We start from the raw sequence: 16,476 nt of genomic DNA, 5'->3' as shown, positions 1-16,476 counted from the left end.
GACAACCCATTTCTTAAAACTTTTTATTTGAAATCTCGTCAGGATGGGTTTACTATACGTTGTGTGACCCATCAATGATTGAGTCATCAACGATTTGAGGAGGCGATGTGCATGCGAGATTCTTGCTCGCTCCGTGATCAAATTCTCTATCACATCATCACCGTACAAAAAGAATTGGGGCAATTATTCGATTCTGAAATGGACGGGCTCAGCTTGAGTCGCTACGATATTTTAAGCAACCTGTATCACGTCGGCGCATTGCGGCAACGTGAACTGCAACAACGCGTCGATGTCGACCATGCCGCCATCACCCGACACCTGAAACAATTAGAGACACAAGGACTGATCACGCGGAGACGCTGTGAACAAGACAACCGTGTCATCTATGTCGAGTTGACAGACGATGGTCGTGAGCAAATTGCACATTGGACTGAGCAAAAAGAGTGCTTAACGGACCGACTTTTTGCCAACATGAAGGTAGAGGATCAACAACAGTTATTAGCATCCCTAACGATGTTACAAGATACTATTGACCATGAAAGGAAGACTACAATATGAACACTGCTACACAAAAAGACTTTATGGAGATTGTTAAAGGACGCCGCTCGATTCGTGTATACGACGAGAACGTCAAAATCTCAAAAGAAGAAATGACACAAATCCTTGAAGAAGCGACAACAGCTCCTTCGTCACTTAACTTACAGCCATGGCGCTTCGTCGTCATCGATAGCGCAGAAGGAAAAGAAACGCTCCTTCCACTCGCAAGCTTCAACAAACGCCAAGTGGAAACATCTTCAGCTGTCATCGCACTCTTCGCTGACTATCAAATGGCAGATTACACAGAAGAGATTTTCGATACAGCGGTAGAGCGCGGCATGATGCCGGCTGAGGTCCGCGACCGTCAAGTCGACATGATCAAAGGCATCTTCAAAGATGCACCGAAAGAAATGGTCAAAGACAGCATCATGCTCGATTCAGGTCTTGTTGCGATGCAACTCATGCTCGTCGCACGTGCGCACGGATATGACACAAACCCAATCGGCGGATACGACAAAGCGAACATTGCTGAAGCGTTCGGTCTCGACAAAGAACGTTACCTTCCAGTCATGCTTCTCTCAATCGGGAAAGCAGCAGAAGAAGGATACCCATCAGTCCGCTTCCCGGTCGACCGCATCACAGACTGGAAATAATTCAAAAGGGTCAATCGCCGAAGCGATTGACCCTTTTTTCATCCGATATATTTGACGACTTCGTTGAAGTCCCGGCGTGTTTTCGGTGCGAAATCACGCGCCCGATACCCAAATGCAACCATGACCGAAAGTGACCATTCGCCTCGTTCCATCACACCTTCTGAGATGAGCAACTCATCGATCTCTTCTTGATTAAACCCTTCAATTGGGCATGAATCGATTTCGATTTGTGCGGCAGCCGTCATCATATTTCCGAGCGGGATATATGTTTGACGCTTGATCCATTCTTGGAAGACACGCTCATCATCTAAGAGACGGTAGTCGTTCTCCTGGAACTCTTGTACCCGTTTCACGCGTTGTGCGTATTCTTCTTCCGTGCGGCCCTGTACACCCGTAACGATATGACGAATATAGTCCGCATCATAACGCATGGCTTTCGGAGTTCTTGCGAGGATCAACACAAAGTGACTGGCAGTCAGTGCCTGACCTTGCGCTCCCCATGCATGATCTTTAATTTTTTGGAGCAAATCTTCCCGACGCACCACGACGAATTGCCATGGCTCGAATCCGAATGAACTCGGCGAAAGACGTCCCGTCTCTAAAATGAACTCCATGTCCTCTTCTTTGATTTTACGATCCGCATCGAATGCTTTCGTCGCTTGACGCCAACGATACGCTTCTAAAATGTCTTTCTTTTTCATCGTGTTCACTCCTCCATTACCAAGATGACTCCATCATATCAAACCGATAAATCAAAAATCGCTCATGAAGATTCTTCAGCGGCAATCGCACCGTTTGTACGTACTGAAAAGGCGTCTCGTCGTTCAAATAATGGAGGTACTCATCCGCCGGATAATATAAAATCACATCGACCGGGCGAGGATCTATTTCAACAGATTCGATGATGTTGGCAATCACTTGGCGGAAGACGTTCACTGAGAACGGATTAAAGAAGTAGAATCGATTCGCATCCGATGGAATCGTGAATTCCTCCGCGAGTCCCTGTTCCAATTGAACACTTCCCCGATTACGATGTTTCTTCGTATAGCACACCCAATTCTGGAGTGCCTCCTCGTGAAATCCACCGTCCATCTCGACACCGATTGCCCGCACGTGAAACGTATACGCCAAATAAAACGGCAGACGTCCTTTGCCCGAACCGAAATCAACAATCGTATCTGTGGACTCTAACGGATAAGCGTCCCGAAGCAAATCGAGTGCCTCGTAAGGAGTCGGTTCATAACGGTGATATTCCGCCGAAGATGGAAATCCCTGCTGTAGTTTGGCCGTCTCGATCTGTAGGAGTTGTTCATATTGCTGTTCGTTCATGATGAACCTCTTTCTTGAATGGATTGGAAGAATGGATGCCGCTCCATTTCTCGCGTAAATGACGTCTGTTCCTGATAGGCGACATATAACAGATAGATTGGAACCACTAGTTTGAACCAACTCGGGAGAAGAATCACGCTCGTGACCCCGAGCGGAATGAGTCGAAACCATAGATTCCGGTGGCTCGGCGTCCTGAAATAGATTAGGATCGCCATCGTCCGCCTGACGGTGCCAAAACGATTCGGTTTCGGTCGATATAGTGGACGTGTCCGCTCACTCGTCTTCTCGATGGCACCTGAGGTTGTCAGCAGGACTCGGTCGAATGAGGCACGCTCACGTTCCCCGATTTCAATCTCGCGACCGATATTCGGATGTTTCGACACCCATCCTTCTCCTACGTATAACGCAAATGTGACCATCATGCTTCCGATCAACACACTGAGTAACACCGACTCAACCAATAACGCATACACGCCTACAAAAGCAAGGAGTACAATCAATACTCGCTTCATGAGATGGGCGTGTCGGAGGCAAAATTGATACTGAATCCATGCGTGACACCAGGCAAGCAGGAGAAACGCAGATCCGAACGCAAGAATCTCGACAGTACTCCCTCCCTTCATGTGTAAAATCGGTGCAATCAACAAAAGATAGAATCCATATTGAATGACATGTTGAACGAGGAGATACAGAACCGAATACCATTTTAAATCCCGAATTATGCTCCGGTCAGACACGAGCACGATGTCAGCACGCTCAATCCACACAAACATTCGGTCCTGCCACATCACCCATCCGAACAGGATTGCCCATAACAGATAGGGCACGTTACGCAACCAGTCAAAATCACCTTGCCAAATGAGCCAGTAGGAATAGCCTGCCCATATAAGAAGAGGAATGACGCCGTATAAAAAAATCGTCCAGTCGACAATCAATCGAACTGTCTTCCACTGTTGTTTTATGTATCGGGAGACACGCATCCAAAATAATCGCTTCGCAATCATCGGAGCGCCACATCTTCCATCATATCGAACAAGGTCATCCCCTCTGTTTCGAGTGCCTCACGAATCTCTGCTTTTGTCCCACTCGCCAGCAGTTGCCCGTCATCAATCCATACGAACCGGTCACACAACCGCTCGGCCGTATCAAGAACGTGTGTGACTAATAAGACACTTGCCCCCCTCGCACGCTCCGTTTCTAACAGTCGAAGTAACTGAATCGTCGTCGTTGCATCCAATCCGATAAACGGTTCATCGACAATCAATACATGTGCTTCTTGAATGAGCGCCAATAAAATCATCGCCTTTTGTTTCATCCCTTTTGAAAAAGAAGAGAGATACCGATCTGTCACATGATCGAGTCGGAAAAGCTGCAACAACCCTTCCGCCTTTTCCTTCGACTCGACACCCGTCAATTCTTGTACGAGCGCAATATGTTCTGATAGTGTCAAATAATCGTAGTAAACTGGTTGCTCCGGGATGTACGCATAGCGTTCCATCTCGATGGTTCCTTTCATCCATGGAATCGTTCCTGTCAGACAGGCGATCGTAGTCGTTTTTCCCGCACCGTTCGACCCAATCACCCCTAAAATCTCGCCTGACCGCACATCAAACGAAATGTCTTGAATGACTGGCTCGTTTACCTCATATCCTGCTTTGTCGATTGATACGATCATCTCATGTCCCCCTATCCAAAACGAAATCGAGCGTATTCTCCTTGATTATATTCCAGTATAACCCAAACAATCTGGACAATTAGGAAACGCTCCGGTTGAAGCGGTTTCGTGATGGAACACCCATCATTATTTTTTTCTGAAGATTAAGTGCGATTCGTTTACTTTAGTGTGGTAACGTGGAATGATAATGGTAACAACTCTTTTAAAGTGAGGTGACGGTGTGTCTACCACAGAGTACGGACAAGCGACATCTATTTTGCATCACCTCTTTACCGCCTCTTCCTTTGTCGGAATTGATTTTGGTTCTGGCCCAAATCACCATCTCCTTTATTTCAGTCGCCAGGGACTAGAGTCCTGGATCTCGATTGAGGGACCGTGGCATGTCCACGCTACACAAAGCACGTTTGACGAAGGTGAACAACTCGAACAACTTATGCGGCTTCGTCGTGAGCGCATCCATCACGTACGACTCGGTCACGAACATCCCCATCTCGAACTCGAATTTGAATCAGGTTCTCTCCTATTCATCAATGGATTTCAAGAACAATTTGAATGTTGGCAAGCAGGTGACGCGCGACCGCTCGGCGGAGATGCCTATCTGTTGGTCGCGATGCCGCAAGGTGAACTTGCTGTGTTTGCAGATGGAGACGACGAATGAGCACATGGATGGAGATTGTCTTATACATGTTGGTTGCCGGGGGCGTTAGCCTCGCGATCATCTTATTGCGAAAGATTACGAAAGCATGAAAAAAGCGGCCGAGGCCGCTTTTCTCATTTGACTGATTCTTCTTCATATAAGCTCGCGCCTTGTGAACGAATCACATCTTGGTACCAGAAGAACGATTCTTTTCGTTTTCGTTCTAACGTCCCGGTACCGTCGTCATGTCGGTCTACGTAAATGAAACCGTACCGTTTGCTATACTCACCTGTCGAGGCACTCACCAAGTCGATACAGCCCCAACTCGTGTACCCCATCACTTCAACCCCGTCTTCGATTGCATCCATCATCCCTTTTAAATGGTCGCGTAAGTAATCAATCCGATAGTGATCATGAATTGTTCCATCCGACTCGATTTGATCATATGCACCTAATCCGTTCTCGACGATGAACAACGGGAGCTCATAACGCTCATATAACTTGTTTAAGATGACACGAAGTCCGGTCGGGTCAATCTCCCATCCCCAATCGCTCGCCTGTAAATATGGATTCTTGACCCCGCTCATGATATTTCCTTCCGCTTCATCTTGGTCTTTTTCTGCCTTTTCAGTACGCGACATATAGTAACTGAGCGAAAAGAAATCAACTGTATTTTCTTTTAGAATTTCAAGATCACCATCTTCCATTTCGAGTTCAATGCCGTTCTCCCGGAAGAAGCGCTTCGCAAAACTTGGATATTTCCCACGTACATGGACATCCCCGCAGAAGAAGTTCATCATCCGCTCAGCATCGTGTGCAAACCACACATCGTCCGGGTTTGAGCTGTATGGATAGACTGGAGCTGCAATGAGCATACATCCAATTTGCATCGTTGGGTCAATCTCGCGTGCCGCTTTCGTTGCGAGTGCACTTGCGACCAGTTGGTGATGAAGTCCCTGATATGTGAGTTGTAATGTATTTTCCTCTTCGCGAACCGCAATTCCTAGACTGAGCATTGGCATAAATTGTGCTCCGTTGATTTCATTGAACGTCAACCAATATTTGACCTTACCTTGATAACGTTCGAATAAGACGCGACTATACCGTTCAAAATATTCCACGAGACGGCGATCACGCCAACCTCCATAATGTTTTGCAAGATGCAACGGCATCTCATAGTGAGAAATCGTGACGAGTGGTTCAATGCCTTGTGCGACCAACTCATCGATGACGCGATCGTAGAATTGAAGACCTTCCTCGTTCGGTTCAACTTCATCTCCATTCGGGAAAATTCGTGACCAAGCAATCGACATACGGAACGTCTTGAATCCCATTTCTTTAAAGAGGGCGATATCTTCTTTGTAGCGATGATAAAAGTCGATCCCTTCATGGTTCGGATACGAATATTCATCATGTAATTCAAAATCAAACGTTGGGTCATGAATGATCTTCATTCGGTGCTTCCCACCAGGCATCACGTCAGCGATCGAAAGTCCTTTACCACCTTCCTGATAACCGCCCTCTAGTTGATTGGCCGCAGTGGCCCCGCCCCATAAAAATTCACTCGATACTTGTTTCATATTGTCTCCTCCTTTGTTATACAATGACGCGCAATACGCCATGATTCGCTTCTACCGCTCCTGTGTAAGTTGGTAATACGTCTAAATAATGATCGGTATTCGTCACAATGATTGGTGTGATCGTGTCATATCCTTCACGAGCGATGGCATCCATATCAAACCGGACGAGCGAATCTCCTTCTTTCACTTTCTGTCCATCCGTCACAAGTGTTTCAAAGTACTTCCCGTTTAATTTAACCGTGTCTAAACCAATGTGAATCAATACTTCTACACCTGTATCAGATCGAAGGCCGATTGCATGTTTTGATGGGTAAACCGTGACGATTTCGCCGTCAAACGGAGCATACACGGTACCTTCTGAAGGCATGATGGCAATCCCTTTCCCCATCGCCCCACTTGAGAATACTTCATCTCGAACCGTTTCAAGCGACACGACTTCTCCTTTCAATGGAGCTGAGACCGGAAAGCCTACCTGCTCAGATACAGACTGGGCGACCTCTTGTTCTTGCGACTCGACCGTCGCTTCTTCTTTGTGGAAGACCATTGTCAACACGAGAGCGACCACCGTTGCTACCGCCATTCCGATAAATGCTCCGTAAAATGCTAAATCGACACCCGTTGGAGGAATCATGACCGGAATGCTAAAAATTCCGAGTCCTCCCATCGCATAAGCTGCTGTACCGAACAAACCTCCTACTACACCACCAGCCGCTCCACCAACTACTCCAAACACAAATGGTTTTTTACGCGGAAGCGTCAAGCCATAGATAGCCGGCTCCGTAATTCCAAACACACCTGCGATTGTGGAAGATGTTCCTAACCCTTTCACTTTCGGGTTTTTGGCTTTTAAGGTAATCGCGAGAACCGCACCTACTTGACCAAATGTCGCCATCAATACACCGACAACGATCGTATCCATACCGACGACTGATAAGTTGTTGATGATGATTGGCACAAGACCCCAGTGAAGCCCGAACATGACGAGCACTTGCCAGAACGCACCGATGAATGCGATGGCGATTGTAGGACTCAAGTCATATAAGAATGAGTATCCGTTCGCCAATCCTTGACTCGCATACGTTGCGACCGGTCCGATTGCTAAAAACGTTAGCGGAACAACGAGTAACAATGCCATCATCGGCGTCGTGAAGTTTCGGACGGCCTCATGTGTATGACGGTTGAAGAATGTTTCTACTTTTGAAGACACATATGTCGCCAAGATAATCGGGATGACCGAAGACGCATAACTCATCAAGACGACTGGTACATTGAGGAACGTTAACGACTCACCGGCTCCTTGAATAGCGACAATCGAAGGATAAACGAGCGCTCCCCCGATAATCATCCCAATATACGGGTTCCCACCAAATTTCTTCGCAGCCGAATGTCCTAAAATCACTGGTAGGAAGTAAAATAGTGCGTCTGCCGCGGCATTTAAGACGACATACGTCCCCATCTCTTGCGTTAATAATCCGAGCGCGACGAGAATCGCAAGTAATCCTTTCAACAGACCACTACCTGCCATCGGTCCGAGGATCGGCGTAAAGATTCCGGCAATCACATCGATCAATCGGTTGAATACACCTGATTTTTCTTCATCCTCGGTTGAAGATGTCTGGAAACCACCAACGTCAACCACCTCTTTGTAGACGTAAGGTACATTGTTTCCGATGACGACTTGAAACTGTCCGCCGCTTTGAACGACGGTGATGATACCATCTTGTTGTTTTAATGTCGCCGCACTCGCTTTTGATTCATCTTTTAGTTTGAAGCGCAACCGCGTTGCACAGTGAAAGACGCTTTTGACGTTTTCTTTACCACCGACATGTTGCACAATCGTTTCTGCCAGTTGTTTGTATTGGTCCATCTTGTTCACTCCTTATCATTTTAGGTAAAAAGAAAAACCTAAATCACCACACAACAAATTGTGTAGTCATTTAGGTTTGGCCTGCATCATCAGTAACCATCCTTAGGGTCGGCGTTCTTTCATTAAGTTTTCGATATGAATCATCATATACAGCCGTTCGTCCATTGATACGTCGTAATGATATTTCGTCGCGATCAACCCGGCGATTTTTTCGACACACTCAAATGCTTCCGGGTATCGCTGCTTCACCATCAGGAACAAGGTTTCGTCACCCGTTGACTTGACCTTCTCTCCAGATGCAAGGCGCTGCACAAAATATTTTAAATGTGTCAAAAAGCGTGCATACGCGTATGACTCTTCGTCCAATTCGATTTGAAAATGGTACGTAATGATCGTCAGAATCGCTTGCGTAGCTCGCGTCATCTCGGTGACAAGATGCAGGTTTTCACCTTTGACACCAGACATCGTCGCATTGACGAGATGTAAGGCAATCGCAACTGCCTCGTCTTCATCAAGTTTGACCTTGTGCCGCTCATTGATCAGTTTAACCGCTTCTTTTCCGATAGCGAACTCCGGAGCATAAAATCGTTTCACTTCCCAAACGAGAGGATTTCGAATTTGGATTCCATCCTGATACCGACTGAGTGCAAAATGAAGGTGGTCTGCTAGCGTCACATATAACGAATCATGGATGGGTTGATCCAATCGTTGTTCAGCCAACCTGACAATCTGCTTCACCGTTTCCATCTCATCTGTCGGCATTTCATTTAAAAAGTGAACGAAACGCTCATAGCTTTCTTTACTCTCGAGCGTAAAGATTTTTTCGATTCGTGTTTGGTCAATTGGATCGCCTGGTCGCTTTTGAAACGCAATCCCGCGCCCCATCACAACCTGCTCTTGACCGTTCGCATCGATGGCTACGACATTGTTGTTGAACACTTTTGAAATATGCATGGTCTCCTCACCTCGCTCTCATTCAACTGAACTGAAAAGAAAAAAACCTAAATTCACACCAGAGTCCAATATGGAGTCATGGCATCAATTTAGGTTTTGCCTGCATCACCAGTAACAATCCCAAAGTGGATTTTCTTCTTTTCGATATAAGCATACTCCCTAGACATCTTGACGTCAACATAAAATTGAAACGCTTACATCATGACCGTTTTATTCATCGAACAAGACCCGCTGCATCCGCTCTGGCGCATCCAAATAGTCGCGCATGACCTTTACATGTTCCAAATCGTCGAATGCAGTCGGAGTAAGCCCCGTCTCCACTTGCAAAATCATCGCACCTGGATACGACATCAAGATGGGTGAGTGACTCGCAATGATGAATTGACTTCCCGATTGTACGAGTTCATGCATGCGCGCGAGCATCGTCAGTTGGCGCATCGGTGACAATGCGGCCTCTGGCTCATCCAAAATGTAGAGACCGTCTCCACGAAATCGATGTAGCATGAGGGATAGAAACGCTTCACCGTGTGACTGTTCATGAAGGGAACGTCCGCCATATGATTCATAAAACCGTTCAGGATCACGTCCTGACTTTGCCATCTCATCCACATAACTCGATAGCTGGTATGCCGTTTCAGCACGTAAGAAAAAACCATCTTTCGGACGATACGGGCCTCGAATCGGACGAAGCGCTTCAAACAAGGAACTATGCGTCGACTCTGTTTCAAATTGGAAGGAAGGTGCTCCGCCTTCTGGATTGAATCCGGCCGCCACGGCCATCCCCTCAATCAATGTCGATTTCCCACTCCCATTCTCTCCGACAAGAAACGTGACAGGATGATGAAACGATAGTTCATCGAGTGTCTGAAAAATCGGTAACGTATACGGATAGCCTATCGAACGGATGCGTTCCCTCTCTAACCGTACCCCACGCAAAAACAAAGTCATGTCCATTCGATCCAAAATGTCGCCCCCTTCTCTGAATCAACCCCGTAAGAAAGTCCTTGTGCTTCAAGAAGTAATTTCGTGATGGCGAGACCTAGGCCATGTCCGTTCGAGCGGTCTCCTTTCACATACATATCCCAAATGGAATGCTGGATGGTAGGGTCAATTCCCTTCCCTTCATCGGTCACTTCTAATCGATTTGGCGTCAGTCTGATGGTGATGCATCCCCCAGGAGGACTCGCTTCATACGCATTTCTCAAGAAGTTCGAGAGAACCCGTTCCATCGCTAGACGGTCAGCTTGAATCATTACAGACTCCAATTGTAAATCGAGCGTCACGTCTTTTTGTCGGAACCACTCGGTCATGCGTGAAGTCAGTCGACAAATCAAGTCATCTAGTTGAAGCGACTCTATTTCAAGCGGAATCGTACCGGACGACAACTTTGAATATTCGAGCATCTGGTTGACGAGTCGGTCAATCCGGTCCACTTCCTCGGTAATACTTTTCCCGGTCATCGAAATATCCGATGTCTCCACAACACCTAGCTCCAGCATCTCCGCCTCGTTCCGAACGATGGCGAGTGGTGTACGCACATCATGCGTCACCCCGGATATAAATGATTTTTGAAGCGCCTCTTTTTCTTGAAGCGATTCATTCATACGACCGACCGTGACGGTCAAATCCCCAATCTCGTCATTCGTCACATTCGGTAGAGTGATGTCGTGTCGTCCCTCCATGATCGATGCGGTCGCTTGTTTCAACTCCACGAGCGGCTGCGTGAGCCGACGACTCATCCAAAATGTGACGCCGATGGCAACCAACAGTGCCAGGATAAATCCCCCTGCTAAGATGAGATAGATTTGCTGGAACTGCGGATTCGAGAACGGTACAGGACTGTACGTTACGATTTGAATGTTTCCTTCTTCTTGTAAATACGTCAAGAAACGGGTGCCGTTCACACTCACTTCGTCCTGAACCGCTAAGTCATCCGGCTCAAGGTTGATTGGTGTCATGCGATGCATCCGTCCACCTCGTTCGAACTCAATACGCTGCCCGTTTTGGAATATCAGCACGTCTAACTGACCTGGAATCCCACGTCCTTCTTGTATGGCTTCATACACAATCGCCGCCTCGCGCTCTAACTGTGCATATGTTTCATCTTCTGCGAAGCGCCCGATTAATAATGACGTGAGTCCGAAAGTTAAGAGTGCCATCACGGCAAGCGGTAGAACAGCCGTCCACAATAATTTCTTCATCAAGCGGTTCATGACAGTTCCTCTAATCGATAACCGACCCGGTGAACGGTCTTCAGCTGCTCTTTTAATGTTGGTGACTTATCACGCAATTGTTTAATATGCGTGTCGACCGTACGCGTATCTCCGACAAATGCGTAATCCCACACATCATCGAGCAAACGGTTTCGGTCTAACGCCTCCCCGACATGTTTCCAAAGATATAACAGCAATTCATATTCCTTGTTCGTCAAACGAAGCGGATGACCATTTTCTTGTACCATTCTCGATTTGATGTCGATGGTGAGTGCACCGAACTGAATCACATCCGTTTGTTTGACGAGACGCTTTAACCGAATCTCCAACTCTTTCAGGACGATCGGTTTGACCAAGTAGTCATCCGCTCCAAGTTCCAATCCAAATACACGATCATCTGCCTCACCTCGTGCCGTCGTCAAGATGATGGCAGGTGCGGGCTGTTGCGCTTTCAATGTCGGAATCAAGGTCCATCCTTCTCCATCAGGGAGACGGACGTCGAGTAAAACTGCATCAAAGCGCTGATGTAACTGTCGCTTCGCTTCTCTAAGGGTCATCGCCACGGTCACATCAAATCCGGCATATGTTAAAAAGCGGGACATGCCGTCCGCAAGTTTCTGTTCATCTTCCACAACGAGTACGTTCATCTCATATCGCCTCCACATCCATTATATCGCACACATCGAACGTCCCACCGTTTCCCAAAGACAATTTGCAGAAATCTTGCAACTCCCTCACAACTTCCGAAGCCTTCAGTTCTACACTTGAAGTAACAAAGGAGGAGATACACATGAAATCAACAAAACTAGCAATCGCCTTAGCGGGGCTTTTAGCCGTCTCGGGCACTGGCGTATATGCCGCGACGAATGACACGACGACAGATGAATCGACAACGACAGCATCCACACAATGCGAACGTGGTGAACGGGGTCCTGGTATGTTCGGTGAACGAGAAGCGGGGCATGCCGCCCTCATCGAAGCGCTCGGTTTAACAGAAGAAGAAGTGGATGCTGCTCGCGAAAACGGGCAATCACTTCCTGAGCTTGCAGAAGAAAAAGGGATCTCAATCGAAGCGTTCATCGATGCCATCATGACGTCGCATGAAGAAAAACTCGCAACCGCTGTGGAGGAAGGAAACTTGACGCAAGAAGAGGCCGATCAAATCCTTGCGGACCACGAAGAACGTTTTGCCGATGTGACAAGTTACGATGACTTAGAAGATGCTCGCGGTATGCGTGGCGGACGTGAAGGTGGTCGCCATGGGCATGGGCACGGTCCACATCATGACGATTCATCCTCTTCAGATGATGATGCTTCAACAGAGGGCGACAGCAACGTAGAAAATCAAAGCAACAGCTTATAAGTCAAAAGGCAGCCACCGCAAGTGGCTGCCTTTTCATATGACGAGTAATAACAACGCATAACCCAACAATCCGATCAAAAACGCACCAAAACTACTTTCACGTTCAGCAGGCAACTCTTCTTTCATGACGTTCAAAATCACCCCTCCTGCTAAAAAGGCGACAACGATGGACAAGCCGAGTTCATTCACTTCTGCAAATGTACCGACTCCCCATCCTATAAGCACGGCAAGCGCTAAGAAGATGCGCCCTTGTCGATCGTAAAGTTGCTGATGATGCTGACGCAATCCTTGATCGACCGTGACAAAGTGTATGCCGAGCGCCACAAAGTAAAGGAACATCGTGCCATTCGATTGAAACTCACTTTCTGCGAGTACATACCCGATGCTAAACGTATAAAGCGTGAACGAACCGATGTGAATCCAAAATACATACGGTTTTTGTTTGCGTTTATTCGCCGTCGCGAAACGTTCGAGTCCATAGAAGACAGCCAGTCCTAACATACTGATAATTAAGATATGGTTCTCAAGGGAAGCGAAGACGTTATTTCCAATCTCTCCTTCAAGTTCGCGTTGATATTCATTTAACTCTGGTAAGAGATGAAGAAATACATAAGCAACGGCAATCCCGCCAGCCACTGACAAAAAACGGCTCCTCGGCACTTCACGCACGTGAATGAGCTTTCCTGAAAAAAAGTGAATCACGGCAAAACCGAGTGCAAACCAAAAACTTAACTCGAACACATAAGCCCCTCCCAGATTAAGACTTCTCTTTATGTGCTCTTACCCTTTCATCGTATGCTACATTCATTTTCGGTTAGAGTGCTCTTGTTTCTTTCTTTCTCGAATCTCTTTCTCCACTCGTCGTAACGCTTTTTTCGATCCTCGTGCAAAGTCGTGCGCTTCCTTTCGTTCTTGATACGTCGTAAACAACGTATCCAAATCATAATCAGCCGGATAAAGTTCCGTTGCCCGTGCTTCTAACCGGACACGACGACCCGGCAACTCTACGTACTCTGCATCCACAAACACTCGTACATGCCGACGCGATGCATCAAACGAATAGACAAGACCGACTTGATTCGTCTCGAGTAGACGGACACGGTCACCTTTTTCAAAACGCTCTGCTTCTTCAAGTGGTACCACTTCCACTTCTCGCGTTATTTTAGATTCATCGACTTTCGTAGTGTCATACGTTTTCTCGTTCATGTAACGAGATGCCTGTTTGAGAATCGCTTCCGGCAACTTCATCTTGCGAGCGATAAACAAGGCATTACTGTCGCCAGACTGCCCCATGAGGAGTCTGTATTTCGGTTCGAGCGTTTCCGGGTCAAACTGCATCGCAGCGTTCATGAAATCCGGATGCGCTTCAGAATACGATTTGATTTCTCCATAATGCGTCGACGCCACGACGATCGCGCCCCGTTTATATGCCGCTTCTAAAATAGCAATCGCAAGAGCGGCCCCTTCATTCGGTTCCGTCCCACTTCCGATTTCGTCGAATAACAAGAGCGACCGTTTTCCAGCGGTTTGCATGATTTTCGCCACATTGTGCATATGTGCCGAGAACGTACTGAGCGCCGACTCCAGATCCTGATTGTCTCCGATATCGACGAACACCTCATCGAATGTCGAGATGACCGTATCAGGATGGGCCGGGATATGGAGACCCGTCATCGTCATGAGACTGAGGAGTCCAATCGTTTTCAATACGACCGTCTTCCCGCCGGCGTTCGGTCCCGTGATGATCAAGCCGCGATAGTCCGTACCGATGGCAAAATCGAGTGGCACAGCGCTTTCTAAGAGCGGATGGCGTACTCGTTTCAATTGGATGCGCCCGGTCGTATTCACATGCGGTGTCACGCCATCAATCGACTGACTGTACTTCCCTTTGGCGAAGACCATATCGTACTGGGCGATGACGTCGAGCGTCGCCTCGATGTCAGGAAGAACTTCTGCCACCGCTCCTGTCAACGTCGCGAGTACTTGATACACTTCTACCGATTCTTCCGTCCGTTTGACGACGAGTTCGGCGTTCAACTTCGAAATGGCTTCCGGTTCAATAAAGACCGTCGTGCCGCGATTCGATGTGTCCACAATCGTACCCGCCACTTTATGCTTATATGAAGCTTTGATTGGGATGGTGAAGCGGTCCTGTTTTTTCGTGACGAATCCGTCTTGAATCATCTCGCGATTCGCGGCGCTCTTCAAAAACTTGGCTAACCGCTCCTCAATGCGTCCTTCGAGAATGTCGACTTGTTTTCGGATCCGCTTCAACTCTTTTGACGCCTCATCGACGACCTGACCGGCTCGAATCGCTTGCGTGATGTCTTCTTCGAGTGTTCGCCATTCGCCCATTCCGGCAGCATATGCGGACAAGAGTGGTGCGAAAAATTCATGTTCGAGCATGAATCGCTTCAGCTTGCGCGCGCCTCGTAAAAATTCAGCGACTGCTTCAAGTTCTGTTGCCTCGAGTTGGATCCCTCGCTGTAGTTTCCCGATGATGGTTTCCATATCAGATACCCCGATGAATGGGACATGTGACGTCGCATCTAAAATCGCTCGTGCTTCAGACGTTTCCTGAAGACGTTTCTTCACCGTCGAAATATGGCTCGTCGGACGTTGCTGTCTGAGTAGTCGTCTTCCGAATCCGCTGATGCAGAAACGCTCTACTTTTGTCATCAATTCATTGTATTGTAATTTTTCAAATGTTTGTTCGTTCATGTGTCTCTCTCCTCAAATTGTAGAATCGAGATACCGCGCAAACAAAAAGCGTCGGTCGATGACGACCAACGCAAAAAGACAGACCGGTGTCTGGCAGTTTTTGATGGGCGGTATCTGTAACGGAACATGACGGCATGACAAAAAGACGTGTCATCCGACATTTTTCAGTTCGTTAGGCAGATACAACCTCACTCATCAACATGCAACACCTTTCTTCAATAGATTCGCCTTTACTATACAACAGATTCATCACCTTGTAAAATTTTAGAGAACGCTTTCAAAAAAAGACTTGTGTCTCAAATCCACACATGTTATGTTGAACGTGAAGAAACGAATAGCGATCACATGTGACTGATTCGATCAGGCATGGGGTAAGACGTACGGTGCATGCCACCCGTCTATACTCCATGCCTGTTTTGTTTTTCCTCGTTTTGCGTTAAGAAAGGATGTAGAAGATATGCTATGGAATAAATTAATGAATCGACACAAACCGACACTGCACTCGCCAATGGAAGGAGACGTTATTCCACTCGATCAAGTAGCGGACCCGGTCTTCAGTGAAAAGATGATGGGTGATGGCATTGCCATCACACCGACAGACGGAGCAGTCGTCTCACCAGCTGACGGAGAGATCGTACAAATCGCTCCGACCAAGCACGCCATCGGTATTCGGACCGAGGATGGTGCTGAGATTTTGATTCACGTCGGGCTCGACACCGTCGAACTCGAAGGTCGACCGTTCGACCTTCGTGTAAATGTAGGTGACCACGTGAAAACAGGACAGCTGTTAATGACAGCCGACTTGGCCCAAATCCATCAAGCTGGTAAAGACACGGTCACGCCAATGGTCGTGACGAATGGTGGCGCGCTTGCCCATCATTACGCCTTCACATTCACGAAGGAAGCCGTCCCAGGTAAGACGATTGTCGCCCGAGTGGAAGCGTGAC

At 47.5% G+C, this 16,476-nt stretch carries 17 protein-coding genes; 5 read left to right on the top strand and 12 right to left on the bottom strand.

The window, feature by feature from the left end:
- The first annotated feature begins 111 nt into the window (after positions 1-111).
- Both KNO99_RS06935 and KNO99_RS06930 read left to right on the top strand, forming a co-directional pair.
- Positions 112-558, top strand: a complete 447-nt coding sequence (locus KNO99_RS06935; RefSeq protein ID WP_214746763.1) for a MarR family winged helix-turn-helix transcriptional regulator — start codon at positions 112-114, stop codon at positions 556-558.
- Positions 555-1,190, top strand: coding sequence for a nitroreductase family protein (locus KNO99_RS06930; RefSeq protein ID WP_074036693.1), 636 nt, complete (start codon positions 555-557; stop codon positions 1,188-1,190). The genes KNO99_RS06935 and KNO99_RS06930 overlap by 4 nt, the downstream gene beginning before the upstream one ends.
- A gap of 38 nt (positions 1,191-1,228) precedes the next feature.
- Here KNO99_RS06930 and KNO99_RS06925 read toward each other — a convergent pair whose 3' ends face one another.
- The 4 genes from KNO99_RS06925 to KNO99_RS06910 are packed head-to-tail and all read right to left on the bottom strand — an operon-like array spanning position 1,229 to position 4,194.
- A complete protein-coding gene (locus KNO99_RS06925; RefSeq protein WP_015880376.1) occupies positions 1,229-1,891 on the bottom strand; it encodes an NAD(P)H-dependent oxidoreductase in 663 nt (220 codons plus the stop codon).
- A gap of 16 nt (positions 1,892-1,907) precedes the next feature.
- A complete protein-coding gene (locus tag KNO99_RS06920; RefSeq protein WP_214746760.1) occupies positions 1,908-2,519 on the bottom strand; it encodes a class I SAM-dependent methyltransferase in 612 nt (203 codons plus the stop codon).
- Positions 2,516-3,523 carry an ABC transporter permease gene (locus tag KNO99_RS06915; RefSeq protein WP_214746757.1) on the bottom strand — a complete coding sequence of 336 codons (1,008 nt, stop codon included), beginning with the start codon at positions 3,521-3,523 and terminating at the stop codon, positions 2,516-2,518. The genes KNO99_RS06920 and KNO99_RS06915 overlap by 4 nt, the downstream gene beginning before the upstream one ends.
- Positions 3,520-4,194: an ABC transporter ATP-binding protein gene (locus KNO99_RS06910; RefSeq protein WP_214746754.1), complete on the bottom strand. Its 675-nt coding sequence runs from the start codon at positions 4,192-4,194 to the stop codon at positions 3,520-3,522. Before KNO99_RS06910 ends, KNO99_RS06915 begins: the two co-directional genes overlap by 4 nt.
- A 220-nt stretch (positions 4,195-4,414) precedes the next feature.
- Here KNO99_RS06910 and KNO99_RS06905 point away from each other — a divergent pair, with 220 nt between their 5' ends.
- On the top strand, positions 4,415-4,852 hold the full coding sequence (locus tag KNO99_RS06905) for a hypothetical protein (protein WP_214746751.1): 438 nt from the start codon (positions 4,415-4,417) through the stop codon (positions 4,850-4,852).
- A 113-nt stretch (positions 4,853-4,965) separates the two neighbouring features.
- On the opposite strand, the gene KNO99_RS06900 is transcribed toward KNO99_RS06905, so the two are convergent.
- The 6 genes from KNO99_RS06900 to KNO99_RS06875 form a co-directional block, all read right to left on the bottom strand.
- On the bottom strand, positions 4,966-6,411 hold the full coding sequence (locus tag KNO99_RS06900; RefSeq protein WP_214746748.1) for a glycoside hydrolase family 1 protein: 1,446 nt from the start codon (positions 6,409-6,411) through the stop codon (positions 4,966-4,968).
- A 16-nt stretch (positions 6,412-6,427) separates the two neighbouring features.
- Positions 6,428-8,278: a beta-glucoside-specific PTS transporter subunit IIABC gene (locus KNO99_RS06895; protein WP_214746745.1), complete on the bottom strand. Its 1,851-nt coding sequence runs from the start codon at positions 8,276-8,278 to the stop codon at positions 6,428-6,430.
- A gap of 102 nt (positions 8,279-8,380) precedes the next feature.
- The gene (gene licT / locus KNO99_RS06890) at positions 8,381-9,232 is read right to left on the bottom strand and encodes a BglG family transcription antiterminator LicT (protein ID WP_214746742.1); all 852 of its coding nucleotides are present in this window, start codon (positions 9,230-9,232) and stop codon (positions 8,381-8,383) included.
- A 210-nt stretch (positions 9,233-9,442) separates the two neighbouring features.
- On the bottom strand, positions 9,443-10,186 hold the full coding sequence (locus KNO99_RS06885) for an AAA family ATPase (protein ID WP_214747097.1): 744 nt from the start codon (positions 10,184-10,186) through the stop codon (positions 9,443-9,445).
- A complete protein-coding gene (locus KNO99_RS06880; protein WP_214746739.1) occupies positions 10,177-11,445 on the bottom strand; it encodes a HAMP domain-containing sensor histidine kinase in 1,269 nt (422 codons plus the stop codon). The genes KNO99_RS06885 and KNO99_RS06880 overlap by 10 nt, the downstream gene beginning before the upstream one ends.
- On the bottom strand, positions 11,442-12,092 hold the full coding sequence (locus tag KNO99_RS06875) for a response regulator transcription factor (protein WP_214746735.1): 651 nt from the start codon (positions 12,090-12,092) through the stop codon (positions 11,442-11,444). The genes KNO99_RS06880 and KNO99_RS06875 overlap by 4 nt, the downstream gene beginning before the upstream one ends.
- Positions 12,093-12,235: 143 nt before the next feature.
- On the opposite strand from KNO99_RS06875, the gene KNO99_RS06870 reads away from it, so the two are divergent.
- Positions 12,236-12,808, top strand: coding sequence for a hypothetical protein (locus KNO99_RS06870; RefSeq protein WP_214746732.1), 573 nt, complete (start codon positions 12,236-12,238; stop codon positions 12,806-12,808).
- Between the two features lie 33 nt (positions 12,809-12,841).
- Here KNO99_RS06870 and KNO99_RS06865 read toward each other — a convergent pair whose 3' ends face one another.
- Positions 12,842-13,549: a hypothetical protein gene (locus KNO99_RS06865; protein WP_083600206.1), complete on the bottom strand. Its 708-nt coding sequence runs from the start codon at positions 13,547-13,549 to the stop codon at positions 12,842-12,844.
- Positions 13,550-13,612: 63 nt separating this feature from the next.
- Positions 13,613-15,529 (bottom strand): endonuclease MutS2, encoded by a 1,917-nt coding sequence (locus tag KNO99_RS06860; protein WP_214746729.1) that lies wholly within the window; start codon positions 15,527-15,529, stop codon positions 13,613-13,615.
- A gap of 457 nt (positions 15,530-15,986) precedes the next feature.
- Between KNO99_RS06860 and KNO99_RS06855 the strand changes: the two genes are divergently transcribed.
- Positions 15,987-16,475 (top strand): PTS sugar transporter subunit IIA, encoded by a 489-nt coding sequence (locus KNO99_RS06855; protein ID WP_214746726.1) that lies wholly within the window; start codon positions 15,987-15,989, stop codon positions 16,473-16,475.
- The last annotated feature ends 1 nt before the right edge of the window (position 16,476 follow it).

The organism is Exiguobacterium sp. s189 (assembly GCF_018617615.1).
Classification (GTDB): Bacteria; Bacillota; Bacilli; order Exiguobacteriales; family Exiguobacteriaceae; genus Exiguobacterium; species Exiguobacterium aestuarii_A.
Note: the sequence above shows the minus strand (reverse complement) of the source record. Positions and strands in the feature narration are given on the sequence as shown.

Bases quoted from the DNA above. Each gene is read 5' to 3' on its own strand.
- KNO99_RS06935 (WP_214746763.1), top strand. From the start codon at position 112: ATGCGAGATTCTTGCTCGCTCCGTGATCAAATTCTCTATCACATCATC.
- KNO99_RS06930 (WP_074036693.1), top strand. From the start codon at position 555: ATGAACACTGCTACACAAAAAGACTTTATGGAGATTGTTAAAGGACGC.
- KNO99_RS06925 (WP_015880376.1), bottom strand. From the start codon at position 1,891: ATGAAAAAGAAAGACATTTTAGAAGCGTATCGTTGGCGTCAAGCGACG.
- KNO99_RS06920 (WP_214746760.1), bottom strand. From the start codon at position 2,519: ATGAACGAACAGCAATATGAACAACTCCTACAGATCGAGACGGCCAAA.
- KNO99_RS06915 (WP_214746757.1), bottom strand. From the start codon at position 3,523: ATGATTGCGAAGCGATTATTTTGGATGCGTGTCTCCCGATACATAAAA.
- KNO99_RS06910 (WP_214746754.1), bottom strand. From the start codon at position 4,194: ATGATCGTATCAATCGACAAAGCAGGATATGAGGTAAACGAGCCAGTC.
- KNO99_RS06900 (WP_214746748.1), bottom strand. From the start codon at position 6,411: ATGAAACAAGTATCGAGTGAATTTTTATGGGGCGGGGCCACTGCGGCC.
- KNO99_RS06895 (WP_214746745.1), bottom strand. From the start codon at position 8,278: ATGGACCAATACAAACAACTGGCAGAAACGATTGTGCAACATGTCGGT.
- licT (WP_214746742.1), bottom strand. From the start codon at position 9,232: ATGCATATTTCAAAAGTGTTCAACAACAATGTCGTAGCCATCGATGCG.
- KNO99_RS06885 (WP_214747097.1), bottom strand. From the start codon at position 10,186: ATGGACATGACTTTGTTTTTGCGTGGGGTACGGTTAGAGAGGGAACGC.
- KNO99_RS06880 (WP_214746739.1), bottom strand. From the start codon at position 11,445: ATGAACCGCTTGATGAAGAAATTATTGTGGACGGCTGTTCTACCGCTT.
- KNO99_RS06875 (WP_214746735.1), bottom strand. From the start codon at position 12,092: ATGAACGTACTCGTTGTGGAAGATGAACAGAAACTTGCGGACGGCATG.
- KNO99_RS06870 (WP_214746732.1), top strand. From the start codon at position 12,236: ATGAAATCAACAAAACTAGCAATCGCCTTAGCGGGGCTTTTAGCCGTC.
- KNO99_RS06860 (WP_214746729.1), bottom strand. From the start codon at position 15,529: ATGAACGAACAAACATTTGAAAAATTACAATACAATGAATTGATGACA.
- KNO99_RS06855 (WP_214746726.1), top strand. From the start codon at position 15,987: ATGCTATGGAATAAATTAATGAATCGACACAAACCGACACTGCACTCG.